Consider the following 12,885-nt stretch of genomic DNA (forward strand, 5'->3'; position numbering starts at 1 on the left):
GGTCATGGCACGTGCACCCTCACCAGCCGCAGTCCTGCTCTCCCTGCGTGCCGTCGTCTTCGATACGGACGGCGTGATCACGGACTCCGCTCCCGCACACGCCGCGGCCTGGAAGGAAGCGTTCGACGCCTGCCTGGCCGCGCACGAAGGGCAGAAGCCCTTCGACGAGGCGGACGAGTACCGGCGCCACGTCGATGGCAGGTCGCGCAAGGACGGTGCCACCGCGTTTCTCCTGTCCCGAGGCATCGACCTGCCCGAAGGCGACCCCGACGACCCCCCGGGCACCGGGACGGTGTGGGCCGTCGCCGCGCGGAAGGACGAGGCTTTCACACGGCGTCTGCGCACCCGCCCGATCGCGGTCTGGCCGGGGACCGTCCGTCTCCTGCGCGTACTGCACGACACGGGCGTGCCGATCGCCGCCGCGTCGGCGTCCCGGCACGCCACGGAGCTGCTGGCCGGGGCGGGCCTCCTGGACTTGTTCACGGCGGTGGTCGACGGCAACGAGGCGCGGCGCCTGGAGCTGCCGGGCAAACCGGACCCCGCCCTGTTCACCGAGACGGTACGGCGCCTGAAGGTCCCGCCCGCTGATGCCGCCGTCGTGGAGGACGCGCTGGCCGGGGTGGAGGCGGGCCGGCGGGGCGGCTTCGGGCTCGTCGTCGGGGTGGACCGGAGCGACAGCCCCGAGGGCGCCGCCGACCTGCGGCGGCACGGCGCAGACCTCGTGGTGGCCGATCCGGGGGACCTGCTGATCACCGGGGAGGACTGATGGCGCGCGGATGGACCTGGGCGTACGAGGGGTACGACCCGGAGAAGGAGCGCCTGCGGGAAGCACTGTGCACGCTCGGCAACGGCTACTTCGCCACCCGGGGAGCCGCGCCGGAGACGCCGGCGGGTGAGACGCACTACCCGGGCACGTACGTGGCGGGCTGCTACAACCGCCTGACGTCCTCCGTCCAGGGACGCCAGGTCGAGAACGAGGACATGGTCAACCTCCCCAACTGGCTGCCTCTGCGCTACCGCATCCGCCCCACCGAATCCGGCCCCGGGCCGTGGCTGGACCCGGACCACGCCCACCTCGTCGACCACCGGCAGACACTCGACCTGCGCGGCGGCACACTGACCCGCCACTCCGTCTACGAGGACGGTGCCGGCCGCAGGCTGACGGTGGACCAGGAGCGCTTGGTCCACATGGGGGACCCCCATCTCGCCGCGCTGCACACGGAGTTCACGGCGGAGGGGTGGTCGGGCGAGTTGGAGGTGGAGGCCGCGATCGACGGCGACATCCGCAACAACGGCGTCGCACGCTACCGCGATCTGGCCGACCGCCACCTCGCCGACTGGGAGACCGGTACCGAACCCGGCTCCATGGTGTGGCTGCGCTGCCGCACCATGGAGTCGGACATCTGCGTCGCCCTTGCCGCCCGTACCGTCGCCTCCTGCGGTCCGGAGAGGAACGGCGACCACCGGGCCGCACCGGAGCAGCAGGCCCGTGCGGTCCGCCAGCGACTGGTCCTCCCGCTCGCCCCCGGCTCCGGCGCCGTCGTCGACAAGACGGTCGGCCTGCACACCTCCCGTGATCCAGCCATCGGCAGTCCCCTGCGTGCCGCCGTGACCTCCGTGGGGGACGCGCCGGCGTACGTCCGGCTGCGAGCCTCACACCGCCGGGCCTGGGCGGCCCTGTGGCAGCAGGTGAAGCTGGAAGTACCGGGCGACGCCGGACGCATCCTGCGGCTCCACCTCTTCCACGTCCTCCAGACCCTGTCCCCCCACACCGCGGGACTCGATGTCGGGGTACCGGCCAGAGGTCTGCACGGCGAGGCGTACCGGGGACACGTCTTCTGGGACGAGCTGTTCGTCCTGCCCTTCCTGAACCTCCATCTTCCCGACGTCTCCAGAGGGCTGCTCGACTACCGTCACCGACGGCTCCCCGCGGCCTGCGCCGCCGCCCGGGCGGCAGGCAGATCAGGGGCGATGTACCCGTGGCAGAGCGCCGGCGAGGGACGCGAGGAGACCCAGGAGGTCCACCTCAACCCCCGCTCGGGCCGCTGGCTGCCCGACCGTTCACGGTTGCAGCACCATGTGGGCTCGGCGGTGGCGTACAACGTGTGGCAGTACTGCCAGGCCACCGGCGACACGGATTACCTCTACTCCAGGGGCGCCGAGATGGTGATGCAGATCGCCCGCTTCTGGGCGGACAGCGCCGAGTGGGACGACTCCCTGGGGCGGTACCGCATCAAGGGAGTCGTCGGGCCCGACGAGTACCACGACGCCTATCCGGACTCCGATGCGGCGGGGCTCGACGACAACACCTACACGAACGTGACGGCGGCGTGGGTCCTGGCACGGGCCGGGGAACTCCGCAATGCCCTGCCCCCCAGCCGGTACAGCCAGCTCCTCGACCAGATCGGGCTCGACCCGGCGGAGATGGACCGCTGGGACGACATCTCCCGACGACTGTACGTCCCCCACCACCGGGGGGTGATCAGCCAGTTCGCCGGCTACGGAGACCTGGAGGAGCTGGACTGGGCCGGTTACCGGCAGCGGTACGGGGACATCCGGCGCCTCGACCGGATCCTGGAGGCGGAGGGGGACACCGCCAACCGCTACCAGGCGTCCAAACAGGCCGACCTGCTGATGCTCGGCTACCTCTTCCCACCCAGGGAACTCGACGCGCTGTTCCGGCGGCTCGGCTACGAGGTCGACGACGCGACCTGGCGCACCACCGTCGACTACTACGTGCACCGTACGAGCCATGGCTCCACCCTCAGTTCGCTCGTCCACGCCTGGGTCCTGGCGAGAGTCCACCGCGACGACGCGTGGGCGTACTGCGAGGAAGCGCTGGTCGGCGATGTGGCCGACATCCAGGGCGGTACGACGGAAGAAGGCATCCACCTGGGTGCGATGGCCGGAACCCTCGACTTCGTCCAGCGCGGCATGACGGGCCTGGACACCCGCGACGACGCCCTGTGGCTCGCGCCGGCCACGCTCCCTCAGCTCTCCAAGTTCCGTGTGCGGCTGCGCTTCCGCCGGCACTGGGACGTGGACCTGCGCATCCGCGCGGAACGTCTCAGGATCGCCGTGCCCGACTCCGACCGGCCGGCGGTGAGGGTGAAGCTGGACGGCAGCACCTACATCGTCGAGCCGGGCACGGCCCGATGGCTGGAGTTCCCCGGGAACACGCCCGGCGCCTGACGAAGGTCCGTGCGGTCACCCGGGGCACGACAGCGCCGGTTCCCGCCCGATGCGGGGACCGGCGCTGTTTCCTTCAGCGGTTACGGGTTGACGCAGCCGATCGAGCCGACCGGGAAGTTGTTGCCGGTCGATGTCGCCGTGAAGCCGAAGGTGACGCTGCCCTCCGGCGGGATGGTCCGGTTGTAGTCGAGGTTCTTGACCGTCAAGGTGCCGTCGGACCCCGTGGTCAGCGCACCGTTCCACGCGCTGCTCACCTTGGTGCCCGTGCCCGGCGTCCACTTCACGGCCCAGCCGTCACGCGCCGCCGTGTCGTGGTTCATGACTTCCACAGAGCCCTGGAAGCCGCCGCTCCAGGAGTTGGTCACGCTGTAGACGGCCATGCACCCGGCGTGCGGATCCGTGGGCGTCGGAGTCGGAGTAGGTGTCGGGGTCGGCGTGGGCGTCGGAGTGGGGGTCGGAGTGGGCGTGGGCGTGGGCGTGGGAGTCGGCGTCGGCGTGCTGCCCGAGCCGCGAATACCGGTCACCTCGCCGTTGCCGCCGTCGAAGACGATGTCGGAGCAGGAGAAGAAGTTTTCCTGGCTGTCCGAGCGAACCCACTGGATGAACATCACCGCGTCACCCGAGCGGCCCGACGGCAGGGGCAGATTCCAGTAGTAGTGGCCGCCGTCCGTACCCGGCGAACCCGTCATCGCCGGGTTGGTGACGGTCTGGATCAACTCCAGGTCGTCCCATCCCAGTTCGGTGCTGGGCGAGTAGCCGGCCTTGGACAGGTACACCCGGAACGAGCCCGGGTGCGCTGCCCAGTTGCTGTGATCGACCTCGATCGTCCTGCCGGACGTCAGGTGCGTCCGGGGCCAGTCGGAGCGGGCGGCGTTGTAGCCGGTGAAGTTGTACGGCGACCGGTCGCCGGCGCTGCACAGCTTTCCGTCGGGGACGTAACCCTGTCCTCGTCCACCGGCGTTGGAGTCGAGCACGGCGAACCAGTTGTAGAGCGAGCTCGCGCCGCTCTCGTTGAGCGCCGCCTTGCACGCCGGGTTGGTCGGGTCCAGGGCACCGGTGCTGGTCTTCGCGTCCAGCCAGCAGAGGTAGGTCCGCGATCCCGGTGTCATCGTCACGCCGTGCGCCTGCGCGTTGCCCTGGCCCAGGAGGGTCAGGGCGATCCCGCCGAGCAGCGTCGCGAACACCGCCGCCAGGGAGACGAGTCGTTTCTTGCGTCGAGCCATGGAAGTCTCCAGTGCCTGTGTGGGGGTTGCTTTCCGGTTTCTCTCCCGCGCTCATCGTCGGGTGAGGCGACCCTCGCCCGGCCGGCGAAGGCCCCGCCTGACGGGCGAGGAGTCTGGGTGGTGTGCGTGGAACGGAGAAGCGGGCGTCCCGGCCGAACCGGGCGGCATGGGGGTCGGTGTCCAGGAAGGACGGGCGTCGGTAGCGGCTGCCGCGCCGTACGTTTCCGTTAGGCGAGGCGTCGCGCTTTTCCGAGCCGGATCGGGTACGGACCACGCGCAGTCGGTTCAGTGCGGGCAGCGTTCACGAAATGCCGGCGGAGCGCTGCCGATCCGATGACGCAAAGGCACGGGGCTGGGCCGTTCCCCCGGGGCAGGTGGCGAAGGGACCGGACCCGACACCCAAAGGCTGTCCGGCACTTCATGGCGGGTGTGCGACGACAGCTACGGCGCCTCGCCACGTTGTCGGAACACCCGCGTGCATCCAGTGTGCGGACGCCCGTCCGCCTTGCGGTGCACCACATCCGACACCGCTACCCCGGCACGACGCCTCGCGGCGTTGCCGAAACGTCCGAATCGCTCCGTGACGAGGACGTTCCCGCGCCTTGCGACGCACCGCGCCGAACGCCGCGCCCTGCCTGGCCTCGATCCGCCGGACACCGTGTGCGACGTCAGCTACGGCACCGCGCCGCGTTGTCGGAACGTCCCCATACACCCAGTATGCGGACGCCCCTCCGCCTTGGGATGCACCGCATCCGACGCCGCGCACTGATCCACCACGAAGTGCGGGACCGCCCTTAGTGTGTGCGGTCGTCGGGCCGTGAGAGTGCGCTCGCATGCGGGGCCTCTCCAGGAGGGTTGGCCGGGTGGGTCGATCGGGGGATCAGGGCGCCCTACTGCCTCATCTGGGAGCGCTCCCATCCGCGAGTTCACAGGAACTGTAGAAGCGTCGGCGTGTCCCTGACAACCCATCGGACAGGAGTGGTATGGCCCGGATCCGGAGCGGCAGGTCAGAAGGGTGGCGAGATGCGGCGTTGGCCTCTCCGTACGCCCCCGTGGCGTGGGAGCGCTCCCGCACGGCCCTCCCCGCGGACCCGGCGCCCCCGGGTGTTCCGGGGCCTCCGGGCGCGGCCGGTCACGGCCCGGCCCGAGGCTCTCGACGGGGCAGGCGCGGGCACCTCAGGCCGACTCGCGCACCACCAGCCGCGTCCGCAGGATCACGTGACGCCAGGCCACCTCCGGTTGGTCCATCTCTTCCAGCAGCAGTCGCACCATGGTCCGGCCGATCTCCTCCATCGGCTGGCGGACGGTCGTCAGTGACGGCTCGGTCTGCTCGGCCAGCTCGAAGTCGTCGAAGCCCACCACCGCCACGTCCTCCGGCACCCGGCGCCCGGCCGCGTGCAGGGCGGCGAGCGCGCCGGCGGCCATGCTGTCCGATGCGGCGAAGACGGCATCGACCTCCGGGTGCCGCTCGATGAGACCCGCCATCGCCCGCCGCCCGCTCGATTCGGAGAAGTCGCCCTGGACGACCAGTGACGGCACCACGTCAAGAGCGGCGTCCTCCAGCGCTTCCCGGTAGCCGCGCAGCCTGCACTGGGCGACGTACATCTCGGGTGGGCCGGTGATCGTGGCGATGACCGTCCGGCCGCCGCTCACCAGGTGGGCCACCGCGGCCCGCGCACCGCCGACGTTGTCGGCGTCCACGTAGGTCACCCGCTCGTCACTGGAGCGCCTGCCGAGCAGCACCGTGGGCAGCCCGGCTTCGGCGAGCATGTCCGGCAACCGGTCCTCGGCCCGCACGGACATCAGCAGCGCCCCGTCGACCCGGCCGCCGCGCACGTACTCCACGAGCCGTTGCCGTTCGGCGTCCGTGCGGACGAGTGTGAGCAGCAGCTGCACGCCCGACTCGGCCAGGGCGTCCCCGACCGCCTGCGCGACCTCCGAGAAGAACGGCTCCCCGAAGAGTCGCCAGTCCGTCTTCGTCATCACCAGCGCGACGGCGTCCGCACGCCTCCCGGCCAGTGAACGGGCGGCCAGATTGGGCACATAGCCCAGTTCGTCGATGGCGCGCTGCACGGCACGGCGTGTGGACGCCTTGACGCCCGAAGCGTTGTTGATCACTCGGGAGGCCGTGCCCCGCCCCACTCCGGCAAGGGCAGCCACTTCCTCCAACGTCGGTGTGCCGAAACTTCGCTTCAGCATGTTCCCACCCCCAGAGCGCCCGATCCTACGGGCCGACGGGTGCTCCGCCGAGAGCCCTGGCAGACCGTCGGTGACCGCGCGCTCGCGGAGTGCGGCCGGGCGCGTTTCGTACGCGGCACCGGAAGCCGGAGGAGGTGAACTCGTCAGGGGGATCAGGGGGCTCCTTCCAGGAGGCCGGTGCCGGGAGGTGGCGCGTGTGGCCTCCACGGCCGGCGCCCGTAGCCGCCCGTACGGCAACGCGGCCCCACCGTAGGCGGCCGGGCGCCCCGCCCCGCACCCCCGGGCTCGCGGCGACATCCTTGCGCACACCGGCGAACGGCGAATCGTGTCGAGAGGCTTGACGGTGCGTCGCACGACCCCGACATTGGGAGCGCTCCCACTTCAGTTCCCCCAGTAACGCGACACCCGCGCTTCCCTAGTTGTGCATCCCGGAGACCTCCGGACCGGCACCGATTGCCCGCAGGACGCTGTCACGGCGATGAGCGGTCGGTTCCGTACGGTGATGTGCCCGGACCGGTACCGCTGATTGTCGGCGGGACGGGCCGCTGCCGGGGCAGGGCGTTTCGGGAGCGCTCCCATCGCGTACCCCCCATCGCACGAGGAGAGATGCTGTGAAACGCCTTCTGGCTCTACTGGCGACCTGCGCGACGATCCTGGGCCTCACGGCCATGTTCAGCCCCCCGGCGGTCGCTGCCGCCGGATGCAAGGTCGACTACACGATCGCCAGCCAGTGGCAGGGCGGCTTCCAGGCCGGGGTGAAGATCACCAACCTGGGTGAGCCCATACCCGCGTGGACGCTCAAGATCGCCATGCCGGACGCGGGGCAGAAGCTCGTCCAGGGCTGGAACGCCACCTGGTCGCAGTCCGGTTCCACGGTCACCACCGTCGGCCTCGACTGGAACCGGGCGCTGGCCACCGGCGCATCGGTCGACGTGGGGTTCACCGGCTCCTTCACGGGCGCCAACCCGAAGCCCACGGCGTTCACGCTCAACGGCGTCGCCTGCACGGGCTCCGTCGGCCAGGAGCCGCCGCCCGTGCCGAGCACCGGTACCCCCGTGGGCATCAACGGACAGGTGCACGTCTGTGGCGTCAACCTGTGCAACCAGTACAACCGCCCGATCCAGCTGCGGGGGATGAGCACCCACGGCATCCAGTGGTTCAGCGCGTGCTACAACAACGCTTCCATGGACGCCCTGGCGAATGACTGGAAGGCGGACCTGCTGCGCGTTGCCATGTACGTGCAGGAAGACGGCTACGAGACCGACCCGGCGGGCTTCACCAGCCGGGTGAACAGCATCGTCGACATGGCCGAAGCCCGTGGCATGTACGCGTTGATCGATTTCCACACGCTGACACCGGGCGACCCGAACTACAACCTCGCGCGCGCGAAGACGTTCTTCGCGTCCGTCGCGGCCCGCAACGCGAACAAGAAGAACGTGATCTACGAGATCGCCAACGAGCCCAACGGCGTGAGCTGGGCAGCCATCAAGAGCTACGCCGAACAGGTCATCCCGGTGATCCGGGCCGCCGACCCGGACGCGGTCGTCATCGTCGGCACCCGCGGTTGGTCCTCGCTCGGTGTCTCCGACGGCTCCAGCGAGAGTGAGGTCGTCAACAGCCCCGTCAATGCCGCCAACATCATGTACGCGTTCCACTTCTACGCCGCGAGCCACAAGGACAACTACCGTGCCGCGCTGAGCCGGGCGGCCGCCAAGCTTCCGATGTTCGTGACGGAGTTCGGAACAGTGAGCGCCACCGGTGGGGGTGCCATGGACCGGACGAGCACCACGGCCTGGCTGGACCTGCTCGATCAGCTGAAGATCGGCTACGCGAACTGGACGTACAGCGACGCTGCCGAAAGCAGTGCGGCGCTCCAGCCCGGCACCTGTGACGGAAGCGACTACAGCAGCAGCAGCGTGCTGACCGAGTCGGGCACGCTGCTCAAGAGCCGGATCAGCACCCCCGACAACTTCCCCACCAGCTGACCCGTTCGCCGGCCGTCCGCCGGCCTGTGACGGGGCTCCGGCCCTGCTGAAGCCCCGTCCGCGGCGAGAAGCGCTCCTGCTGCGATGTCCTCGCCCCCGCGTCCGCCCTCGAGAGGAGGCGGACGCGCGGGTCGGGACGAGGGCCGAGCCCGCCTGCCGACGGTTCGCGCGATCGGTCCTGCGCGGCGAGGCCGTCGTGCCGTCGGCGGCCGTCTTCCGCGTCGAACGCCGCGGGTACACACTCGTGCTGCTCACCGCCTGTCTCGCTGTCGCCGTCCGCAGTGGGCGCGCGGTGCCGGCACCCCAACCGCCCCTGTCGTCCCGGACGGACCCCCGGCCCGGGATCGCACGAAAGTGAGGAAGCCCATGGGCCTGCTCGACAAAAACCGTGACTGTGTACTCGGACTGTTCCGCGCCGTCGTCGGGTTCCTGTTCGCCTGCCACGGAGCGGCAGCTCTGTTCGACGTGTTCGGCGGCCCCCACGGAGTGGCTCCGCGTCTGTGGGAGTGGCCCGGATGGTGGGCCGCGCTCATCCAGTTAGTCGGCGGCATCCTGGTGCTGGTGGGTTACGGCACCCGGGCATCCGCGGTGATCTGCTCCGGCTCCATGGCGTACGCCTACTTCAGCACCCACCAGTCGGCCGCGCTTCTGCCCATCGAGAACGGCGGTGAGGCAGCCGTGATGTTCTGCTGGGCGTTCCTCCTCATCGCGGCCATGGGCCCGGGCCGTTGGGCCCTGGACCAGATAGCGGAGCGAAGCGACGACACGCGGACGGAGGCTCCGCTCACACGGCACTGAACCGCTGTCCGGGGGCCGGATGTGCCGGCCCCTTCCCTGACTCCCGGCCGTCCGGTGGCGCAGGCTCACGCCCGCGGTCGGACAGCGGGCCCGGGGGAAGGCGGCAGACCGTGGCCCGGGAGGCCCCCGCCGGCGTGAACCGCCGGCGGGGGCCTCATGCATATGTCTCCCGGCCGGCTCCTTGGCTCGTAGAGGGCCCCTGCGGGGTGGGGGCTCGGCCGAACGCACCGCGAGAGGGTCAGGCGGCAGGGTCGACCTCGGGGTGCGTGAACCGCAGGGACTTCGCCGGCGACCGGCACGGGCGATCACGGATCGGGTGCTCTTTTCGATGCGGTCGCCCACCACGAGGACCTCATCGGCCGGCTGGACCTTGGCGCGGTGCAGACCGTCGAGGTGAACCTTCAGTGCCTCGGCATCGACGGGATCGGACCAGGGCTCGTGCGGCGACTTCATGTCACCGCCCGGTTTGACGACGATCCTTCCGGCTTCGGTCACGGACCTCGGGCACAGGACCAGCAGATACCCACCGCATCCTGCCGACGGAACGCCCAACCACCACACCGATCTCGCGTGCGCGCCGCCGGGTCTGCCTGCCTCCATCGGACACGGCCGCCGGGGCCTGTCGGGATGCGGCGGAGCAGTGGGTAGCGCACGCGGGGACGCCGAGGCCGGATGAACGGCCCCCTCGGGACGTATCCGCCGGATGGCTCGGCCGGCGCGGGGCGCGTACTTCCGACCGAGCTTTGGTCCAGACCTATTGACGAGTTGGTCTAGTCCTCTTAACGTTCCCTTCATCTTTTCAGGGAGCCGGCCCGCCGCATGTGCGCACGTCGCGGGCCAACCAGCTTCACCCTGCCGGATGTTGGTCCACGTTGTGTCCTGACACCCTCCCCTCCCCAGGAGGCACCATGCCGTCCCCCGCACGTACGAGAGCGACCCTTCTGGCATCCGGCGCCGCAATCGCCGGACTGCTGGTCGGCGGGCTCTCGGCCGGCGTCTCGCACGCCGCCGACAACGAGTCGTGTCGTCCCGACGGGCTGTACAAGACGCCCGGCGTCGACGTCCCGTACTGCTCGGTCTACGACTCCGAGGGCCGCGAGAAGATGGGCGCGGACCACCAGCGCCGCGTCATCGGCTATTTCACCGGATGGCGCACCGGCAAGGACGGCACCCCCGCCTACCTCGCCAACAACATCCCGTGGTCCAAGGTCACTCACCTGAACTACGCCTTCGCCCACGTCGGCGGGGACAACAAGATCTCGGTGGGTGCGGACAACGCGAACAACGCGGCCACCGGGATGACCTGGCCGGGTGTCGCGGGCGCCGAGATGGATGCGACCCTCCCCTACAAGGGCCACTTCAACCAGCTGACGAAGTTCAAGAAGCAGTACCCGAACGTGAAGACCCTGATATCGGTGGGCGGTTGGGCCGAGACCGGCGGGTACTTCGGCGACGACGGCAACCGGGTGGCCTCCGGCGGCTTCTACTCGATGGCCACCAACGCCGACGGCTCGGTCAACCAGGCTGGTATCGACACCTTCGCGAACTCCTCGGTCGACTTCATCCGCAAGTACGGGTTCAACGGCGTCGACATCGACTACGAGTACCCGACCACCATGAAGGACGCGGGCAACCCGCTGGACTGGCAGCTCTCCAACGCCCGCCGGGCCGGGCTGGTCAAGGGCTACGCGGCCCTGATGAAGTCACTGCGCGAGAAGCTCGACCGCGCGGGCGCCACCGACGGCAAGCACTACCTGCTCACCGTCGCCGCCCCCTCCTCCGGCTACCTGCTGCGGGGCATGGAGACGTTCCAGATGCAGAAGTACCTGGACTACGTCAACATCATGTCCTACGACCTGCACGGCGCGTGGAACGAGTACGTCGGCCCCAACGCCTCGCTGTTCGACGACGGCAAGGACGCCGAGCTGGCGGCCGCAAACGTCTACGGCAGCTCCCAGTACGGAGGCGTCGGGTACCTCAACACCGACTGGGCCTACCACTACTTCCGCGGCTCGATGCCGGCGGGCCGCATCAACATCGGCCTGCCGTACTACACCCGCGGCCACAAGAACGTGCAGGGCGGTACCGACGGCCTGTGGGGCACGGCGTCCGCGACGACCTGCCCGGCCGGCGCCGGACTGACCAAGTGCGGTGACGGCGCCGTGGGCATCGACAACCTGTGGCACGACAAGGACACCAACGGGGTCGAGTCCCCCGCCGGCTCCAACCCGATGTGGCACGCCAAGAACCTGGAGAAGGGGATCGTCGGCGACTACGTCACCAAGTACGGCTTCCCCGCGAACACCACGCTGGCCGGTACCTACGTCCGCAAGTACGACGCCAAGCTGGTCGCGCCGTGGCTGTGGAACGCCCAGAAGAAGGTCTTCCTCTCCACCGAGGACGAGCAGTCGGTGGCGGCCAAGGCCGACTATGTCGTGGACCGCGGCATCGGCGGCACCATGGTCTGGGAGATGGCGGGCGACTACGCCTGGAACGCCGCGAAGGGCCAGTACGAGATGGGCGACACGCTCACCTCGCTGATGTACGACAAGTTCAAGGCGGCCTCACCGTACGGAGCGAGCAAGTCCAACACAGCGCTGCCGAAGAAGGCCGTGGACGTGAGTACGGAGTTCACCGAGTTCAAGCTCGGCGACTCCAACTACCCGATCACACCGAAGATCAAGATCACCAACAACACCCGGACCACCCTGCCGGGCGGCACGGAGTTCCAGTTCGACTACGCGACCTCGGCTCCGAACAACGCTTCGGACCAGTCCGGATTCGGCACGAAGGTGGTGAGCAGCGACCACACCGGCAGCAACGTCGGTGGTCTGAAGGGCGACTTCCACCGGGTCTCCCTGAAGCTCCCGGCGTGGCAGGCGCTGGCCCCGGGCGCCTCGGTCGACCTGGCGTTCAACTACTACCTGCCGGTGTCCACGCCCTCCAACTGGACGGTGAACATTTCCGGCACGACCTACGCCCTCGCCGGCGACCTGGCGCGCGGCACCACGGTGGTGGAGCCGGGCACCACGGCCCCGCCCACCACGCCGCCGACGACTCCCCCCACCTCCCCTCCGACCACGCCGCCGACGACGACGCCTCCGGGCGGCACCTGCACCAACCCGGCGTACGTCGCGGGTCAGGTCTACAACAGCGGCAACGTGGTCTCGCACAAGGGCCGCAACTGGAAGGCCGGTTGGTGGACGCAGAACGAGGAGCCCGGCACCACCGGTGACTGGGGTGTCTGGAAGGACCAGGGCGCGTGCTGACCCCCGGTCTGCCCGCTTGACCCGACGAGTGTGAGGACCCGGTGGCCCGACAGCCACCGGGTCCTCCCGCGTCCGCTCGTGGGCCGGGTCCTCCCGCGTCCGCTGGGCGTGTCCGGGCCTTGGCCAGGGGCGGTGGACACGTCCGGACGGGACCTTCCAGGAGGCGGGCGGGTGCGCCGAAGCGGAGGGAGCCGGAGGCGTTGTCACAGGGGACACCTA

Annotated in this window: 7 protein-coding genes and 1 pseudogene; 5 read left to right on the forward strand and 3 right to left on the reverse strand. The window is 69.9% G+C overall.

From position 1 onward, the window contains the following. Positions 1-4: 4 nt before the first annotated feature. Entirely contained in the window at positions 5-766 is a 762-nt protein-coding gene (locus ACFYPN_RS17080; protein ID WP_358757044.1) for an HAD-IA family hydrolase, read from the forward strand. Then, the gene (locus ACFYPN_RS17085; RefSeq protein WP_389298958.1) at positions 766-3,192 is read left to right on the forward strand and encodes a glycoside hydrolase family 65 protein; all 2,427 of its coding nucleotides are present in this window, start codon (positions 766-768) and stop codon (positions 3,190-3,192) included. The genes ACFYPN_RS17080 and ACFYPN_RS17085 overlap by 1 nt, the downstream gene beginning before the upstream one ends. Before the next feature lie 80 nt (positions 3,193-3,272). On the opposite strand, the gene ACFYPN_RS17090 is transcribed toward ACFYPN_RS17085, so the two are convergent. Continuing rightward, complete coding sequence (locus tag ACFYPN_RS17090; RefSeq protein WP_358757048.1) at positions 3,273-4,415, reverse strand: lytic polysaccharide monooxygenase; 1,143 nt, start codon at positions 4,413-4,415, stop codon at positions 3,273-3,275. 1,176 nt (positions 4,416-5,591) lie between these two features. Beyond that, on the reverse strand, positions 5,592-6,614 hold the full coding sequence (locus tag ACFYPN_RS17095) for a LacI family DNA-binding transcriptional regulator (RefSeq protein ID WP_358757050.1): 1,023 nt from the start codon (positions 6,612-6,614) through the stop codon (positions 5,592-5,594). A 611-nt stretch (positions 6,615-7,225) separates the two neighbouring features. Between ACFYPN_RS17095 and ACFYPN_RS17100 the strand changes: the two genes are divergently transcribed. Then, on the forward strand, positions 7,226-8,599 hold the full coding sequence (locus ACFYPN_RS17100; RefSeq protein ID WP_358757052.1) for a cellulase family glycosylhydrolase: 1,374 nt from the start codon (positions 7,226-7,228) through the stop codon (positions 8,597-8,599). 366 nt (positions 8,600-8,965) lie between these two features. Then, positions 8,966-9,397 carry a DoxX family protein gene (locus tag ACFYPN_RS17105; RefSeq protein WP_358757054.1) on the forward strand — a complete coding sequence of 144 codons (432 nt, stop codon included), beginning with the start codon at positions 8,966-8,968 and terminating at the stop codon, positions 9,395-9,397. Positions 9,398-9,635: 238 nt separating this feature from the next. Here the strand turns inward: ACFYPN_RS17105 and ACFYPN_RS17110 are convergent. Beyond that, positions 9,636-9,889 (reverse strand): annotated as a pseudogene (locus tag ACFYPN_RS17110) (hypothetical protein); the annotation flags it as partial. Positions 9,890-10,305: 416 nt separating this feature from the next. On the opposite strand from ACFYPN_RS17110, the gene ACFYPN_RS17115 reads away from it, so the two are divergent. Then, entirely contained in the window at positions 10,306-12,666 is a 2,361-nt protein-coding gene (locus ACFYPN_RS17115) for a chitinase C-terminal domain-containing protein (protein ID WP_358757056.1), read from the forward strand. Positions 12,667-12,885 lie beyond the last annotated feature (219 nt).

It is taken from the genome of Streptomyces sp. NPDC005576 (assembly GCF_042871745.1).
In the GTDB taxonomy this organism is placed as follows: Bacteria; Actinomycetota; Actinomycetes; order Streptomycetales; family Streptomycetaceae; genus Streptomyces.

Excerpts from the sequence above, each read along its gene's own strand:
- ACFYPN_RS17090 (WP_358757048.1), bottom strand. The coding sequence starts at position 4,415 with ATGGCTCGACGCAAGAAACGACTCGTCTCCCTGGCGGCGGTGTTCGCG.
- ACFYPN_RS17095 (WP_358757050.1), bottom strand. The coding sequence starts at position 6,614 with ATGCTGAAGCGAAGTTTCGGCACACCGACGTTGGAGGAAGTGGCTGCC.
- ACFYPN_RS17115 (WP_358757056.1), top strand. The coding sequence starts at position 10,306 with ATGCCGTCCCCCGCACGTACGAGAGCGACCCTTCTGGCATCCGGCGCC.
- ACFYPN_RS17085 (WP_389298958.1), top strand. The coding sequence starts at position 766 with ATGGCGCGCGGATGGACCTGGGCGTACGAGGGGTACGACCCGGAGAAG.
- ACFYPN_RS17105 (WP_358757054.1), top strand. The coding sequence starts at position 8,966 with ATGGGCCTGCTCGACAAAAACCGTGACTGTGTACTCGGACTGTTCCGC.
- ACFYPN_RS17080 (WP_358757044.1), top strand. The coding sequence starts at position 5 with ATGGCACGTGCACCCTCACCAGCCGCAGTCCTGCTCTCCCTGCGTGCC.